At 66.2% G+C, this 16,365-nt stretch carries 14 protein-coding genes; 7 read left to right on the plus strand and 7 right to left on the minus strand.

From position 1 onward, the window contains the following. Positions 1 to 197: 197 nt before the first annotated feature. Together hrpA and fadD1 are read right to left on the minus strand one after the other, a co-directional pair. The gene (gene hrpA, locus G7Z99_RS18360) at positions 198 to 4,103 is read right to left on the minus strand and encodes an ATP-dependent RNA helicase HrpA (RefSeq protein WP_181096316.1); all 3,906 of its coding nucleotides are present in this window, start codon (positions 4,101 to 4,103) and stop codon (positions 198 to 200) included. 545 nt (positions 4,104 to 4,648) lie between these two features. Further along, positions 4,649 to 6,346, minus strand: a complete 1,698-nt coding sequence (fadD1, locus tag G7Z99_RS18365; protein WP_181096318.1) for a long-chain-fatty-acid--CoA ligase FadD1 — start codon at positions 6,344 to 6,346, stop codon at positions 4,649 to 4,651. A 380-nt stretch (positions 6,347 to 6,726) separates the two neighbouring features. Between fadD1 and G7Z99_RS18370 the strand changes: the two genes are divergently transcribed. Continuing rightward, a complete protein-coding gene (locus tag G7Z99_RS18370) occupies positions 6,727 to 7,197 on the plus strand; it encodes a MaoC family dehydratase (RefSeq protein ID WP_181096320.1) in 471 nt (156 codons plus the stop codon). A gap of 45 nt (positions 7,198 to 7,242) precedes the next feature. Here G7Z99_RS18370 and G7Z99_RS18375 read toward each other — a convergent pair whose 3' ends face one another. Further along, entirely contained in the window at positions 7,243 to 7,887 is a 645-nt protein-coding gene (locus tag G7Z99_RS18375) for a LysE family translocator (protein ID WP_181096322.1), read from the minus strand. A 617-nt stretch (positions 7,888 to 8,504) separates the two neighbouring features. Between G7Z99_RS18375 and G7Z99_RS18380 the strand changes: the two genes are divergently transcribed. After that, positions 8,505 to 8,933 (plus strand): GNAT family N-acetyltransferase, encoded by a 429-nt coding sequence (locus tag G7Z99_RS18380; RefSeq protein WP_181096324.1) that lies wholly within the window; start codon positions 8,505 to 8,507, stop codon positions 8,931 to 8,933. A 71-nt stretch (positions 8,934 to 9,004) separates the two neighbouring features. Here G7Z99_RS18380 and G7Z99_RS18385 read toward each other — a convergent pair whose 3' ends face one another. The 3 genes from G7Z99_RS18385 to pyrF form a co-directional block, all read right to left on the minus strand. After that, positions 9,005 to 9,961 (minus strand): YihY/virulence factor BrkB family protein, encoded by a 957-nt coding sequence (locus G7Z99_RS18385; protein WP_181096342.1) that lies wholly within the window; start codon positions 9,959 to 9,961, stop codon positions 9,005 to 9,007. A 184-nt stretch (positions 9,962 to 10,145) separates the two neighbouring features. Next, positions 10,146 to 10,334, minus strand: a complete 189-nt coding sequence (locus G7Z99_RS18390) for a CsbD family protein (RefSeq protein WP_181096326.1) — start codon at positions 10,332 to 10,334, stop codon at positions 10,146 to 10,148. A 142-nt stretch (positions 10,335 to 10,476) separates the two neighbouring features. Further along, entirely contained in the window at positions 10,477 to 11,187 is a 711-nt protein-coding gene (gene pyrF / locus G7Z99_RS18395; protein ID WP_181096328.1) for an orotidine-5'-phosphate decarboxylase, read from the minus strand. A 166-nt stretch (positions 11,188 to 11,353) separates the two neighbouring features. Between pyrF and G7Z99_RS18400 the strand changes: the two genes are divergently transcribed. The 3 genes from G7Z99_RS18400 (at position 11,354) to kdsB (ending at position 13,804) form a co-directional block, all read left to right on the plus strand. Next, a complete protein-coding gene (locus G7Z99_RS18400) occupies positions 11,354 to 11,521 on the plus strand; it encodes a DUF2897 family protein (RefSeq protein WP_181096330.1) in 168 nt (55 codons plus the stop codon). Between the two features lie 126 nt (positions 11,522 to 11,647). Beyond that, positions 11,648 to 12,490 carry a 3-deoxy-8-phosphooctulonate synthase gene (gene kdsA, locus G7Z99_RS18405; RefSeq protein WP_181096332.1) on the plus strand — a complete coding sequence of 281 codons (843 nt, stop codon included), beginning with the start codon at positions 11,648 to 11,650 and terminating at the stop codon, positions 12,488 to 12,490. A 27-nt stretch (positions 12,491 to 12,517) separates the two neighbouring features. Continuing rightward, on the plus strand, positions 12,518 to 13,804 hold the full coding sequence (gene kdsB, locus G7Z99_RS18410) for a 3-deoxy-manno-octulosonate cytidylyltransferase (RefSeq protein ID WP_181096334.1): 1,287 nt from the start codon (positions 12,518 to 12,520) through the stop codon (positions 13,802 to 13,804). 111 nt (positions 13,805 to 13,915) lie between these two features. Here the strand turns inward: kdsB and G7Z99_RS18415 are convergent, their stop codons facing one another. Beyond that, positions 13,916 to 14,254, minus strand: coding sequence for a ComEA family DNA-binding protein (locus G7Z99_RS18415; RefSeq protein ID WP_181096336.1), 339 nt, complete (start codon positions 14,252 to 14,254; stop codon positions 13,916 to 13,918). A gap of 291 nt (positions 14,255 to 14,545) precedes the next feature. Between G7Z99_RS18415 and G7Z99_RS18420 the strand changes: the two genes are divergently transcribed. Together G7Z99_RS18420 and G7Z99_RS18425 are read left to right on the plus strand one after the other, a co-directional pair. Further along, positions 14,546 to 15,247: a tRNA (adenine(22)-N(1))-methyltransferase gene (locus G7Z99_RS18420; RefSeq protein WP_308812304.1), complete on the plus strand. Its 702-nt coding sequence runs from the start codon at positions 14,546 to 14,548 to the stop codon at positions 15,245 to 15,247. Between the two features lie 186 nt (positions 15,248 to 15,433). After that, positions 15,434 to 16,365: KpsF/GutQ family sugar-phosphate isomerase (locus tag G7Z99_RS18425; RefSeq protein WP_181096340.1), on the plus strand; the 932-nt coding region annotated here is incomplete at its 3' end.

Genomic DNA, 16,365 nt, shown 5'->3' on the forward strand with positions numbered 1-16,365 from the left:
ATGCTTGGGGTGGCTGTACGGGCCCTATCGCGGGCAAGCCCGCTCCCACACGTTGTCGGCGCCAGGCAAACAACAGCATCGGCATGATGGCTGATGCAGCTTGTGGGACTTGCCTGTGATGGCTGACATACCCTGTGGGAGCGGGCTTGCCCGCGATGGCGGCGGCCGCTACGCCGCCTTGCCAGCAGGATGAAAGGCTACCCCTCCACCAGCGCCCACTGTTTGCTCAGCCGCTTGTCCGATACCGGCATCCGGGTGCCCAGCTGCTGGGCGAACAGCGACACGCGGTACTCCTCCAGCCACCAGCGATACAGCGCCAGCTGCTCGTCACGCTTGCCTTCCTGGGCATGCTTGTCGGCGCGGGCTTGGTACTGGGCCCAGAGGGTGCTCAGCTCGCCACTCCAGACCCGGTCCTTCTGCACCTGGGCGCCCAGCTTCTCCAGCCGCAGCTCGATGGCCTTGAGGTAACGCGGCAACTCCTTGAACCAGGCATGAGGCGTCTGGCGCACGAAGCTGGGGTACACCAGGTGCCCCAGTTGCTGCTTGATGTCGTTGAGCGCCACCGCCTGGCTCAGGTCGATCTTGCCCTTGAAGCGCTTTTGCAGGCCATGCCATAGCTTGAGCACTTCCAGGGCCTGGCGGGCCAGGCGTTCGGCGTGCTCGGCCCAGGCACCGCGCTTGCGCTCGGCCAGCGCAGCCAGGGCTGCGCCGTCACGGGGCAGCGGGTCTTCACCCTCGAGAATGCAGCTGTCCAGGCTGGCCAGCAGGATGTCCTCGACCAGGGCCTCGACCCGGCCCAGTTCGCGGTAGAGCAGCCCCAGCTCGGTCAGCCCCGGCAGCTTGCCGCGCAGGAACTTGGCCGGTTCAGCCAACTGCTGCAGCAGCAGGCGCTGCAAGGCCCTACGGTGCTGGAACTCGGCCTCGGCCTGGGTCGAGAAGCGCCCCTCGCGCACGGTGCCGTTCTCTTCCACCAAGGCCGGGTAGACCGTCAGCGACAGCCCGGCGATCTTCTGTTGCGTGGTCTGCGCCACCTGGCCGAAGGCCTTGGCCTGCACCGGCTGGTCGGCGTTCTCGTGGCGCGGCATGGCCAGCGCGGCCTGACTGGCGGCGGCAAAGCGTGCGGTCAGCTCGGCCAGGTCACGGCCTTCGCCAAGGAATTTACCCTGCCCGTCGACCACTTCGATGTTCATCCGCAGGTGGCTGTCGACCTGACTGGCCGCCTCCGCCCAGGCCTCGTCGCTGACCCGGGCGCCGGTCATGCGCAGCAACTCGTGGCCCAAGGCCTGGGGCAAGGCGCCCTGGCCGAAGACCAGACGGGCCATGGCCGCCTTGACGAAGTCCGGCACCGGCACGAAATTCTTGCGCAAGGCCTTGGGCAGGTTGCGCACCAGGGCAATGCACTTGGCCTCCAGCAGGCCGGGCACCAGCCACTCCAGGCGCTCGGCCGGCAGGCTCGGCAGCAGTGGCGCCGGGACCCGCACGGTGACGCCGTCACGCGGGTGGTTCGGCTCGAAGTGGTAGGTCAACGACAGGCGCAGGTTACCGAACTGCAAGGTGTCGGGGTACTGCGCGGCGGTCACTTCGCTGGCTTCGCGGGCCAGCACGTCCTCCTCGCGCATGATCAGCAGGTTCGGGTCTTTCTGGCTCTGGGTGCGGTACCAGCTGTCGAAGGTCGCGGTCTGGTGGATCTCCTCCGGCAGGCGTGCTTCGTAGAAGGCGTAGAGGGTCTCTTCATCGGCCAGGATGTCGCGCCGCCGCGCCTTGGCTTCCAGCTCGTCGAGCTGCTCGAGCAGGCGTCGGTTGGCCGCCAGGCACTTGGCCCGCGACTGGATCTGCCCGCCGACCAGCCCTTCGCGGATGAACAGCTCGCGCGAGACCACCGGGTCGATCGGCCCGAAATGCACCGGGCGGCGCCCGACCAGGATCAGCCCGTACAGCGTGATCTGCTCGAAGGCCACCACTTGCCCGCGCTTCTTCTCCCAGTGCGGCTCGAAGTGGTTCGTCTTGATCAGGTGCCCGGCCAGCGGTTCGATCCAGTCCGGTTCGATCCGCGCCACCATGCGGGCGTACAGCTTGGTGGTTTCCACCAGCTCGGCCGCCATCAACCACTGCGGGCGCTTGCGCCCCAGGCCGGACGACGGGTGCACCCAGAAGCGCCGTTGCCGCGCGCCCTGGTAGTCGCCCTCTTCGGCCTTGTGGCCGATCTGGCTGAGCAGGCCGCTGAGGATGGCCTTGTGCACCGGCAGGTAATCGGCCGGCTCCTTGTTCACCACCAGTTGCAGGTCGCGGCAGATCAGCGCCAGCTGGCGATGGGCGTCGCGCCACTCGCGCAGGCGCAGGTAGTTGAGGAACTGCTTGCGGCACCAGTTGCGCAGCGGGTTGGCGGTGAGCGTCTGACGCTGCTCCTCGAAACCGCGCCAGAGGTTGATCAAGGCCGCGAAGTCCGAGTCGACGTCCTTCCACTGGGCATGAGCCTGGTCGGCCGCCTGCTGACGCTCCGGCGGCCGCTCGCGCGGGTCCTGCACCGACAGCGCGCTGGCGACGATCAGCACCTCCTGCAGGCTGCCCTGGCGCGCGCCTTCGAGCAGCATGCGGCCCAGGCGAGGGTCGATGGGCAGGCGCGCCAGCTGGCGCCCGAGCGGGGTCAGCTGGTTCTCGCGGTTGACCGCCGACAGCTCCTGCAACAGGTTGAAGCCGTCGCTGATGGCCTTGCCATCCGGCGGCTCGATGAACGGGAAGGCATCGATGGCGCCCAGGCGCAGGTGCAGCATCTGCAGGATCACCGCCGCCAGGTTGGTGCGCAGGATCTCCGGGTCGGTGAAGGCCGGCCGTGCGTTGAAGTCCTCCTCGCTGTACAGCCGGATGCAGATGCCCGGCTCGACCCGGCCACACCGGCCCTTGCGCTGGTTGGCGCTGGCCTGGGAGACCGCCTCGATGGGCAGCCGCTGGACCTTGGCGCGGTAGCTGTAGCGGCTGATGCGCGCGGTCCCGCTGTCGATCACGTAGCGGATGCCGGGCACGGTCAGCGAGGTTTCCGCCACGTTGGTGGCCAGCACCACGCGGCGCCCGGCATGGGACTGGAAGATGCGCTGCTGCTCGGCAGGCGACAGGCGCGCGTACAGCGGCAGGATCTCGGTGTGGCGCAACTGGGCCTTGCGCAGCATCTCGGCGGCGTCGCGGATCTCGCGCTCGCCCGGCAGGAACACCAGCACGTCGCCCGGGCTCTTGCGTTCGCGGCGCTCGTGGTCGGCGATCTCGTCCAGCGTGGCCAGGATCGCCTGGTCGACGGTGAGGTCGTCCTCGACCGGGTTGCCCTCCTCGTCCTGCTCGCTGGTCAACGGGCGGTACCAGGTCTCGACCGGGTAGGTGCGGCCCGACACCTCGATGATCGGCGCATCGTCGAAGTGCTTGGAGAAGCGCTCCAGGTCGATGGTCGCCGAGGTGATGATCAGCTTGAGGTCGGGACGACGCGGCAGCAGGGTCTTGAGGTAGCCCAGCAGGAAGTCGATGTTCAGGCTGCGTTCGTGGGCTTCGTCGACGATGATGGTGTCGTAGCGCTCGAGGAAGCGGTCGTGCTGGGTCTCGGCCAGCAGGATGCCGTCGGTCATCAGCTTGACCAGGGTGTTGGCGTCGCTCTGGTCCTCGAAGCGCACCTGGTAGCCGACCAGGCCGCCCAGGGGCGTGCCCAGCTCGTCGGCGACCCGCGAGGCCACGCTGCGTGCGGCGATCCGGCGGGGCTGGGTGTGGGCGATCAGCCCGTGGCTGCCGCGGCCCAGTTCGAGGCAGATCTTCGGCAACTGGGTGGTCTTGCCCGACCCGGTCTCGCCGGCGATCACCAGCACCTGGTGTTCGGACAGGGCCTTCTTGATGTCGTCGCGCTTGGCGGCGATCGGCAGGCTGTCGTCGTAGCGCACGACCGGCACGCTGGCCTGGCGTGCGCTGACCCGCGCGCAGGAGGCCTGCAGGCGCTCGGCCCACTGCGCCAGCTTGGCGTCGTCGGGGTGCTTGTTCAGCTCGTGCAATTGCCGACGCAGGCGATGGCGGTCGGCGATCATGGCGTGGTCGAGGTTGTTCAGCAGCGTGGCGGTGGCGTGGTCTGTCATGAGGCTCGCGTGGCGCAGGAGGCCCTGCTTGATGAGAGGTCATCCAGCCCTCGGGGCATGACATGCAGGGTGCCGGATCGGCAACGCCCGCCCGTGCCCAGGGGCCGCGTGGGTGACGCAGGCGCAGTGGATGAGCAGCAATGTAAGGCGGTGATTGTCGCAGATTTGCCGATGGGCGTCTGCCCACTGACCTGGCGCTGTGCTGTCGTGCAGGGAACAGGGCGATAGCGGGCAGGATCCGGGGCTTTATTGCTGATCGGTTTCAGGGCCGCTTTGCGGCCCATCGCGGCCGGTCCGGCGTCCCGGCAGGGGCCGCTCCTACACCCGTAGCCCCACCGCCAGCGTTGCAGGCCATCGCGGTTCCTGTAGGAGCGGCCCCTGCCGGGGCGCCGGACCGACCGCGATCGGGCCCGCAGGGCCCGCAAGATCCCGAGATCATTACCTTTTCTACAGAAGGCAGGCGGCCACCAGTCAGGACGACCGGCAGCGTACAGGCCCAGGTGTCACCGACGGGGCTGCACAGTCCCCATGGCGACGGCTCCGGATCAGGCCGTCTTGGCCACGCCCTGCTTCTTCAGTTCTTCGTCGCGCAGCTCGCGGCGCAGGATCTTGCCGACGTTGGTGGTCGGCAGCGCATCGCGGAACTCGACCTGGCGCGGCACCTTGTAGCCGGTGACGTTGGCGCGCATGTGTTCGAGCACCTGCTCCTTGGTCAGGGTCATGCCCGGCTTGACCACCAGGAACACCTTGATCAGCTCGCCGGATTTCTCGTTCGGCACGCCGATGGCCGCGCACTGCAGCACGCCCGGCAGGCTGGCCAGCACGTCCTCGATCTCGTTGGGGTACACGTTGAAGCCGGACACCAGGATCATGTCCTTCTTGCGGTCGACGATGCGCAGGTAACCGTCGGGCTCGATCAGCGCGATGTCTCCGGTCTTGAGCCAGCCCTCGCGGTCGAGCACCTCGTCGGTGGCTTCCTGGCGCTGCCAGTAGCCCTTCATCACCTGCGGGCCCTTGACGCACAGCTCGCCCGTCTCGCCCTGCGGCAGCTCGCGCCCTTCGTCATCGACGATCTTGCACAGGGTCGACGGCACCGGGATGCCGATGGTGCCGACGCGGTTGGCTTCGGCCGGGTTGACGGTGGCCACCGGGCTGGTTTCGGTCATGCCGTAGCCCTCGCAGATGGCGCAGCCGGTCACCGACTTCCAGCGCTCGGCGACGCTCAGTTGCAGTGCCATGCCGCCGGACAGGGTGATCTTCAGCGACGAGAAGTCCAGGGCGCGGAAGGCATCGTTGTTGCACAGCGCGACGAACAGGGTGTTGAGCCCGACGAAGCCGCTGAACTTCCACTTCGACAGTTCCTTGACCATCGCCGGCAGGTCACGCGGGTTGGTGATCAGCACGTTGTGGTTGCCGATCAGCATCATCGCCATGCAATGGAAGGTGAACGCGTAGATGTGGTACAGCGGCAGCGGCGTGATGAGGATCTCGCACCCTTCGTGCAGGTTGGCCCCCATCAGCGCGCGGCATTGCAGCATGTTCGCCACCAGGTTGCGGTGGGTGAGCATGGCGCCCTTGGCCACGCCCGTGGTGCCGCCGGTGTACTGCAGCACGGCCACGTCGTGGGCACCCGGGTTGGCCTCGACCACCGGCTGGCCCTTGCCCTTGGCCAGGGCATCGTTGAAGCGCACGGCCTTGGGCAGGTGGTAGGCCGGGACCATCTTCTTGACGTACTTGACCACGCTGTTGACCAGCAGGCGCTTGAGCGGCGGCAGCAGGTCGGCGACTTCGGTGATGATGACGTGGCGTACGTCGGTCTTGGGCACGACCTTTTCTGCCACGTGTGCCATGTTGGCCAGGCAGACCAGCGCCTTGGCGCCGGAGTCCTTGAATTGGTGCTCGAGCTCGCGGGCGGTGTACAGGGGGTTGGTGTTGACCACGATCAGGCCGGCACGCATGGCGCCGAAGACCACCACCGGGTATTGCAGGACGTTGGGCAGCTGCACGGCGATGCGGTCGCCCGGCTGCAGGTCGGTGTGCTGCTGCAACCAGGCGGCGAAGGCACCCGACAGGCTGTAGAGCTCACCATAGGTGAGGGTCTTGCCGAGGTTGCTGAAGGCCGGCTTGTCGGCGAAGCGTTGGCAGGACTGCTTGAGTACGGCCTGGAGGTTGGGAAATTCGTCGGCATCGATTTCGGCCACGATCCCGGCTGGGTACTTGTCCTTCCAAAAGATTTCGATCATGGAACCCCACTCCTTGAACACAGCAGAATCTTGATCGCATCGATGCGATTATTATTGAAATAGGATGACGGTCGCGGGAACCGTTTCATCGGCAAGCGGGGGCGAGATTAGCAGCTTTGCCTAGGGGCGCCTAGGGCCAGGGGTGGCCGTGGAGTTGCCTTTGTGACCGCGATTCGGACATTGGTCACATTTTGTTTCAGCTGTAATGTCTGGTTGCGCTGCCCGGCTGCGAAGGGCCTGGCCTGGGCCGGTGCGGGCGTCAATCAACCAAGCAACAAACCCCATCAACCGATATCATCGCACCCTTTCGCCCCCTCCTCGCCGGCCGCCCTGCGGGACGCGCCGCCGACGTATCGCCTTTCTCGCTCAAGGAAGCCCAGATGACCCAGGTCACCAACACCCCCTACGAAACCCTCGAAGTCGGCCAGACCGCGACCTACAGCAAGTCCGTGGAAGAACGCGACATCCAGCTGTTCGCCGCGATGTCCGGTGACCACAACCCGGTGCACCTGGACGCCGAGTTCGCTGCCAAGAGCCTGTTCCGCGAGCGCATCGCCCATGGCATGTTCAGCGGCGCGCTGATCAGCGCCGCCGTGGCCTGCACCTTGCCCGGCCCCGGCACCATCTACCTGGGTCAGACCATGAGCTTCCAGAAGCCGGTCAAGATCGGCGACACCCTGACCGTGCGCCTGGAAATCCTCGAGAAGCTGCCCAAGTTCAAGGTGCGCATCGCCACCAACGTCTACAACCAGCACGACGAGGTGGTGGTGCAAGGCGAGGCCGAGATCCTGGCGCCGCGCAAGCAGCAGACGGTCGAGCTGGTCAGCCCGCCGAACTTCGTCGCCAGCTGAGTGAATGGCGTGCGGCGCCCGGGTGGCGCCGCCTGCGCATCGCGCCTACAGCCCCGTGGGCGCGAGGATGAATTCGCGATAGCCGGACAGGATCACGTACACCGCGAAGTAACAGAAGATGGCCGCCGAGGCCAGGTAGGACCAGGTCAGCAGGCGATCGCCCAGCAGTCGCCCGCCGTGGCTGGCCACGCCGCACAGGCCGGCGCTCCAGACCAGCCCCGCCACGAAGAAGCCGCTCAGAAACAGCCCGGCGTCGACCAGCCCGCCCTCGGCCGAGCGGGAGATCAGCACCCCGCCGACTGCCGCGAACCAGAGGATGGCGCTGGGCGAGGACATCGCCAGGAACAGCCCTCGCAGGAACTCGCGCCAGGCCGGCTCCACCACTGCTGCGCCTTGCGCGTGCAGACGGCCACCGCGCCAGGCGGCCAGCAGCATCTTGACCGCGAACAGGACCAGCAAGGCCGAGCCACCGAGCCACAGCACCCAGCGTACGGTCTCGAACTGCAGCAGCACGGTCATCCCGGCCAACGCCGCCAACGCGTAGATCAGATCCCCCACACAGGTGCCCAGCCCCAGCCAGAAGCCTTGCAGGAAACCGCGCTGCATGGCGAGGGTGATCATGGCGATGTTGGCGACACCGATGTCCAGGCAGAGGGACAGGCTGAGCAGGAATCCGTTCGAGAAAGGCATGGGGCGTTGGGGTCCGGGCGAGCGAGGGCTGGAGGGGTGTGAAAGTGGGGAAGTATACGGCGGGGAGATGGGGGTGGGCAGGTGGAGGGGTGGATCAGGGGTGTTCATGCTCGTTTGGCGGTGGCCTGGGCAGCGCTTGGCCTGGGCGTTCGCGGTGGCTTCATCGCGGGCAAGCCCGCTCCCACACCTGCACCAAGCTACACGCAAACCTACGAAGCTCCCTATAGAGCGGCGTATGCCTGCGAGCTGTGGGAGTTCGCCCGCTGCCTCGGCGCCGCGCTGTCGCGCAGAGAACATGGCTATCGCGGTCACCTGTGGGAGATTCTATGGGTTCTACCAAGTGTGATGTGGGCCCTATGGGCCCAATCGCGGCACAGGGGCCGCTCCTACACCCGTAGCTCCACCACGGGGTTGCAGGCTATCGTGGTCACCTGTACAAGCGGCCCCTGTGCCGCGATTGGGCCCGCAGGGCCCACAAAATGCTGAAATCATTCATTTTAAAATCAAGAAGATACCTCATGTTCTGTGGGGGCGGGCTTGCCCGCGATGCAGGCGCCGCGCTGGGGGCAGGAAAGACAAGCAGGTATGCTGTGCGCTCCCCAACCCATGGCCTTTTCATGCACGCCTCACCCACCCTGCACTGCACGCCCCTGGCCGGGCTCGAGCGCCGCTTGCTGGATCACTTCTACCGCCAGCATGGCTCACGCATGCGCACGCCGGCCGACGGTCATCCGTGGGTCGCGCGGTCAGGGTCGATCGTGGCGGGGTTGAACATGACGCCGGTGGAAGGCGGTCACTGGTTGACCGGGCTGCTGGTCGACCCGCAATGGCGGCAACGGGGCGTTGCGTCGCGTCTGATGGGGGCGGCCATGGCCGGACTGGACGGAAAGGTATGGCTGTTCTGCCACCCTGACCTGCTGCCCTTCTACCAACGGCTCTCGTTCGAGCCCGGCGTCGATCTGCCCGAAACGTTGGCAGGGCGCCTGCACCGCTATCAGCGGCACAAACCCCTGATCGCTTTGCAGTCTACCCCGCGCTCATGCTGACAGACATGAGGGTCGACATCCCAGGCTGAACCACCGCGCCCCGCCTTCTTCAGGTCAGGGCGCGCTTTGCCTCAATGGCTGCTAGCGCTACCCGGCTGAACGGTAGCCGGTGCGGGTTCTTCCTTGCCCAGGTTCGACTTGGGCTCCGGCGACGTTGTGCCGTCGAAGTCCTTTTCGCCCTTGTCCTTGCCCTCGGCCGACATGTGCTCGATCACCGCGTTCATCTCCGCGCCCAGCAGCAGCACGGCCGAGGAGATGTAGAAGTACAGCAGCAGCACAATGATGGTTCCGATGCTGCCGTACATGGCGTTGTAGTCAGCAAAGTTCTTCACGTAGAAGCCAAAGCCCAACGAAGCGCCGATCCACACCACCACGGCCAGCACGGAACCTGGGGTGATGAAGCGAAACTGCTGTTTCACATCGGGCATCAGGTAGTACATCAAGGCCACCGCGATCATCATCAGGATGATGATTACCGGCCAACGCAGCACGGTCCACACCGTGACGATGAAGTCACCCAGTCCGACTTGCGAGGCAATCCACTCCATCACTTGTGGACCCAGCACCATGAGTGCCGCGACCGACAACAGCATGCCGGCGAAGCCCACGGTGTAGAGGACCGACAGCGGGATGCGCTTCCACACCGGACGCCCTTCCGGCACGTCGTAGGCAGCGTTCATCGCGCTCATCATCAGACGCACGCCAGCCGAGGCCGTCCACAGCGCGATGACGATACCCACCGACAGCAGTCCGCCCTGGGATTGCTGCAACTGATCGATCACCGGGTTGACCTGCTCCAGTGCCTGGCCGGGCAACACTAGTTCAGCCTGCAAGCGCAGCCAGGAGAAGAAGTCCGGCAGGTGCAGGAAGCCGATCAGCGCGATGAGAAACAGCAGGAAGGGGAACAGCGAGAACAGCATCTGGTACGCCAGGGCCGAGGCGTAGGTGGACATTTCGTCATCGAGGAATTCGTTGACGGTGCGGATCAATACCTTGTGTACAGGAAGGCCCTGCATGGCTTTAAACATTGTTAGCGTCTCCCTCGCCGCTTCGACGGTCATCGGTACAGGCCCGACAACGGTTCGGGGCCTACGTGGCTGCAACTAGTCTAGTAGACCACGCTGGCCGGCCACCGCTCCCTGGCGGGCCAATAAAAACGACCCTGCATAAAAAACGGCCGCACGAGGCGGCCGTTCTTTGCGAAACGCGACCTTATGGCTTGGTCACTTCATCGACTTTGTTCTTCACATCGCCCTTGACCTGCTGGCCTTCGCCTTTGATCTCTTGGGCTTTGCCTTCGGCTTTGAGCTTTTCGCTGTCGGTCATGTTGCCGACACCTTGCTTGATGTTACCGACCGCTTCGTTAGCCATCCCTTTTACTTTGTCTGTGGTGCCACTCATGGGAACTCTCCTTCAAAGGACACGGGACTGTGTCGTTACTAGATGGAGACGCAAGCGAGGCGGGAAGTTCCAATATTTTGCACAGTCTTCAACGTACGCGATGCCGACCGGGCGACACCGCGCGTGAGGCAGACGCATCAGGTCAGACGCGCGCGCCCTGCACCTCGGCCACCGCGGCCGCCAAGGCCGCCGCCGGGTCGGCTGCCTGGGTGATCGGCCGGCCGATGACCAGGTAGTCCGAGCCGGCGTCCAGGGCCTGGCGCGGCGTCAGGATACGGCGTTGGTCGTCCTGCGCGCTGCCAGCCGGACGAATCCCCGGCGTCACGAGTTGCAAGCCTGGGTAGGCCCCTTTCAGGGCGGGCGCTTCGAGCGCCGAGCACACGAGACCGTCCATGCCGGCCTTTTGCGCCAGGCCGGCCAGGCGCAGGACCTGCTCCTGCGGCTCGATGTCCAGGCCGATGCCGGCCAGGTCCTCGCGCTCCATGCTGGTGAGCACGGTCACGCCGATCAGCAAGGGCTGCGGGCCGCTGCGCTGGGCGAGCACCTCGCGGCAGGCCGACATCATGCGCAGGCCACCGGAGCAGTGCACGTTGACCATCCACACGCCCATCTCCGCGGCGGCCTTGACGGCCATGGCGGTGGTGTTGGGGATGTCGTGGAATTTGAGGTCGAGGAACACCTCGAAGCCCTTGTCGCGCAATGCCTCGACGATGCCCGACGCGCTGCTGGTGAACAGCTCCTTGCCGACCTTGACCCGGCACAGGGCGGGGTCGAGCTGGTCGGCCAGGCGCAGGGCGGCTTCGCGGGTCGGGAAATCCAGGGCAACGATCAGGGGCGTCTGGCAGGCAGGCATGGCAATGGTCTCTAGGCAAGGCGTGAACGGCGCGCATTGTAAACGAAGTGCCCCACCGGTGGGGCGCGGATCGACACCAGGGCATCGCACCTCGGGGGAACCCCCGCCCTGCCCCAGGTTCGAACGTTACAATGGGCCTCGGCCTTCATGAGAGTGGGAGAACATCATGCCGTGGTACGCCTGGTTGATACTGCTGGTGGCGATTGGGTCCATTGTGGGCGGGTTGCTGATGCTGCGCGATACGGCGAGCAAGCTGCCGTTGACCGACGAGCAGAAGCAGAAGATCAAGCAACGCAATGCCGAGATGGATGCGAAGGAAGCGCGGGACCGCTGACGGCCCTGCCACGCCTGGATGGACAGCCTCGCCCAGGCGGTGCAAGACGGGAGGAACACGGCCCCCAGGTGGAAGGGGTATACTGGCGGCCTTTCATTTTCCACCGACTAGGGCCGCCACTTCCCCATGGTTAAGATCACCCCCACCCTCGACTGCGCCAACGACAAACCCTTCGTCCTGTTCGGCGGCGTCAACGTGCTCGAATCCCTCGACCTGGCCCTGACCGCCTGCGCCGAGTACGTCCGAGTCACCGAAAAGCTCGGCATCCCCTACGTGTTCAAGGCCAGCTTCGACAAGGCCAACCGCTCCTCGATCCACTCCTACCGTGGCCCCGGCCTGGAAGAAGGCCTGCGCATCTTCGAAAAGGTGAAGGCCGAGTTCGGCGTGCCGGTGATCACCGACGTGCACGAGATCCACCAGGCCGCCCCGGTCGCCGAAGTGGTCGACGTGCTGCAGCTGCCCGCCTTCCTCGCCCGCCAGACCGACCTGGTGATGGCGCTGGCCAAGACCAACAAGCCGGTCAACATCAAGAAGCCGCAGTTCCTCAGCCCGTCGCAGATGCAGAACATCGTGCAGAAATTCCGTGAAGCCGGTAACGACCAGCTGATCCTGTGCGACCGCGGCACCTGCCTGGGCTACGACAACCTGGTGGTGGACATGCTCGGCTTCGGCGTGATGAAGCGCACCTGCAACGACCTGCCGATCATCTTCGACGTGACCCACGCCCTGCAGCAGCGCGACCCGTCGGGCGCAGCCTCCGGTGGCCGTCGCGAGCAGGTGGTGGAGCTGGCGCGCGCCGGCATGGGCGTCGGCCTGGCCGGCCTGTTCCTCGAAGCGCACCCCAACCCCGACCAGGCCAAGTGCGACGGCCCCAGCGCCCTGCCGCTGGACCAGCTCGAGCCGTTCCTGGCACAGATCAAGGCACTGGACGACCTGGTCAAGTCCTTCCCGGCCCTGAACATCCGCTGAGACTGCCGCGCTGAACGAGGGACTGACATGACAGGTACCGAACAACGGGTCGCGATCGTGATCCCGGCGCGCTACGCCTCGACCCGCCTGCCGGGCAAGCCGCTGGCGGACATCCTCGGCAAGCCGATGGTGCAGCACGTCTACGAGCGGGCCCTGCAGGTGGGCAATGCCGACCAGGTGGTGATCGCCACGGACGACGCCCGCGTGGCGCAAGCAGTGGAGGCCTTTGGCGGGGTTTGCGTGATGACCTCGCCCGAGCACCCATCGGGCACCGACCGCCTGGCCGAGGTCATGGGCCAGGTGCAGGCCGACCTGTACATCAACCTGCAGGGCGACGAGCCGCTGGTGCGGCCCGCCGACATCGAAACGCTGATCGCCGGCATGCTGGCCGACCCTGCGGTGGCCATCGGCACCCTGTGCCACGCCATCGACGCCCACGAGGCCAAGCGCCCCGAGGCGGTCAAGGTGGTGCTGGGCCACAACGGCAACGCGCTGTACTTCAGCCGCTCGCCGATCCCGTATCCGCGTGACGACGAGGCGGCCCGCTACCTCAAGCATGTGGGTGTGTACGGTTATCGCCGCCAGGTGCTGGCCGAGTACAGCGCCCTGCCGCAGCCGATGCTCGAGCACGCCGAGAAGCTCGAGCAACTGCGCTTGCTGGCGGCGGGCTACAGCATCCGTGCGTACCCCATCGAGCCGACCGGCCCGGGCGTGGATACGCCCGAAGGGCTGGAGGCGGTGCGCGCGATCATGGCCGGCCAACCGGCACCCGCCCTGCCGACGCTTGCCGACGTACGCCTGGTGATCACCGACGTCGACGGCGTGCTGACCGATGGCGGCCTGTTCTATGACGGCAACGGCGAGTGCATCAAGCGCTTCCACGTCCGCGACGGCATGGGCATGCGCCTGCTGGAAGAGAACGGCGTGCGCGTGGCGGTGCTGTCGGGGCGCGATTCGGCGACGCTGCGCAAGCGCGTGGCCGACCTGGGCGTCACCCTGTGCCAGTTCGGTATCAAGGACAAGCAGACGGCCTGCGAACAGCTGATGGCCGAAGCCGGTGTCAGCGCCTGGCAGACGGCGTGCCTGGGCGATGACAGCATCGACCTGCCAGCCTTCGCCAGTTGCGGTCTGTCGTTCGCGGTGGCCGATGCCCCGGCGTACGTCAAGGCCGCGGCCTCCAGCGTGCTGAACGCGGCAGGCGGCACGGGCGCGTTTCGCGAGGTAGCCGATGCCATCCTGATGGCGCAAGGCAAGGCCGACGTGTTCGAGACGGCGGCAGGTTATTCGCGGGTCATGGGCAAGATGGCCCAGTGATGCAGGCGTCGTGAGCGGTCGGCCTGCCCTGCCAGTGGTGGGGGCCGGCCGACCTGCTTTGCCTATCGACCGGCCGGTACGGACGCTTCATGCGTCAGGCCGGGCGCACGCTCACTCCACGGTGAGCTTGCTCCGGTTTCGCTCCAGCAGCGCACTGCCGATGCCCTTCACCTCCAGCAGCTCGTCCACGCTCGTGAACGGGCCGTGCGCTTCTCGATAGGCCACGATGGCTTCGGCCTTTGACTTGCCGATACCGGTCAGTTCGCTCTGTAACGTGGCGGCATCGGCCTTGTTCACGTCCACCTGCGGCGCGGACGCGTCCTGCATGACGGCCGAGGGCGTCGCGGCCATCGTGGACATCGTGGGCTGTGCGGCCGGGGCCGCGCTGATGGAGAACGACAGGCTGGCGAACAGGGGCAGCAGCAGGGATTTGCAGACGGTCTTGTGCATGGGGATCACTCCTGTGAACGATGGACATGGTGCAGCGATTCCAGTGGCTGCCCCGTCACACTAGCCGCTGCCTCGGCCTTCGCCCAGCGTCGAGCGCAGGCCAATGGTTACTGAATTCGACAGCATGAACGGGGGCCTGCAAGCGTCCTTCGCCTACCTGCCACACGTCCTACGCCCGGCGTCGAGCAACGCCATCGGGCTTGAGCATTTGAATTGATCGGCATTGCTTGCCAGACTCGCGTCCCGCTGCGGCCGTCGCTGCCGGGCTGCACGTCGAAGAGAGGATCACCGTTGAACGAACACACCCTGTCCCACCGCCTGGAACGCGTCGCGGCGCACGTGCCCGCCGGCGCACGCCTGGCCGACATCGGCTCGGACCATGGCTACCTGCCCGTGGCTTTGGTGCGCCGTGGCGCCATCGAGGCGGCGGTGGCCGGCGAAGTGGCCCTGACGCCCTTCCACGCCGCCGAGCGCACCGTACGCGAAAACGACCTGACCGACCGCGTCACGGTGCGCCTGGCCGACGGGCTGGAGGCACTGCACCCTGAAGATGGCATCACCGTGGTCAGCCTGTGCGGCATGGGGGGTGAGACCATTCGCGACATCCTGGCCCGTGGCAAGGCACGTTTGAGCGGGCAAGAGCGCCTGGTGCTGCAACCCAACGGCGGCGAGCCGCCCTTGCGCGTGTGGCTGATGGAAAACGGCTACCGCATCGTGCACGAAGAAGCCCTGCGCGAGCATCGCTTCGACTATGAGGTGATCGTCGCCGAGCCCACGGGGCCGGTGCGCTATACCGAGCAGGAGCTGTACTTCGGCCCTGTGCAGATGCAGGTGCGCAGCCCGGCGTTTCTGAACAAGTGGCAACGCATGCTGCGCCAGAAGCAGCAGACGCTGACGAACCTGGCACGGGCGCGACAAGCGGTGCCGGAGGAGAAAGTGCGCGAGATGACCCGCCAGGCCGAGTGGATCACCGACCTGCTGGCCCAGGCCTGAACGCGCCGCGCGGGGTGACTTGGTTTACAATGCGCCCGCTTCGGCCTGGCCCGCAACGTGCCTGCCTCGTGCGGCGTCGGTCAGGCTGACCTCCCACCCCGTGCCCCCTGCGCGCACGGTCGTCGTGCCAATCGGCTCTGCCCTTGGCAGGCGTGTTTCCGTTACTTCCGAAGACGAATCCTGCACATGAAACATCTACCGATCGCCAAGCAAGCCCTCGCCGCCCAGGCTCAGGCCCTGACCCAGATGGCAGACCGCCTCGATGGCGCCTTTCAGCAGGCCGTCGACCTGATACTGGGTTGCCAGGGCCGCACGGTGGTCTGCGGCATCGGCAAGTCCGGCCTGATCGGCAAGAAGATGGTCGCCACCTTCGCCTCCACCGGCACGCCCAGCTTCTTCCTGCACCCGGCCGAGGCATTCCATGGCGACCTGGGCATGCTCAAGCCGATCGACGTGCTGATCCTGATCAGCTACAGCGGCGAGACCGACGAGCTGATCAAGCTGATCCCGAGCCTGAAGTCCTTCGGCAACACGATCATCGCCATGACCGGCAACGGCCGCTCGACCCTGGCGCGGCATGCCGACGTGTGGCTGGACGTGTCCGTCGAGCGCGAGGTGTGCCCGAACAACCTGGCACCGACCACCTCGACCCTGGCGACCATGGCCATGGGGGATGCGTTGGCCGTGGCCCTGATCGACGCGCTGCAGTTCAAGCCCATGGACTTCGCTCGCTACCACCCCGGCGGCAGCCTAGGGCGCAAGCTGCTGACCCGCGTGCGGGACGTGATGCACGCACCGGCGCCGATCGTGACGCCACAGACCTCGTTCCATGATTGCCTGCTGGTAATGACCCAGAGCCGGCTGGGCATGGCGGTGGTGATGGAAGGGGACAGCCTGGCCGGGATCGTCACCGATGGCGACCTGCGGCGGGCGTTGTTGGAGGATCAGGGAGTGGTGAAGGCGTCGGTGGCCACGTTCATGACGACTTCACCGCGGACCATTCGCAGCGATGCACAGCTGGCGGAGGCGGAGGCGTTCATGCTGGAGCACAAGATTCGGGTGCTGGCGGTGACGGATGAAGCGGGTGCGGTGGTGGGGGTGGTCGAGATTTTTGATTG

Source organism: Pseudomonas entomophila (genome assembly GCF_013523165.1).
GTDB lineage: Bacteria > Pseudomonadota > Gammaproteobacteria > Pseudomonadales > Pseudomonadaceae > Aquipseudomonas > Aquipseudomonas entomophila_A.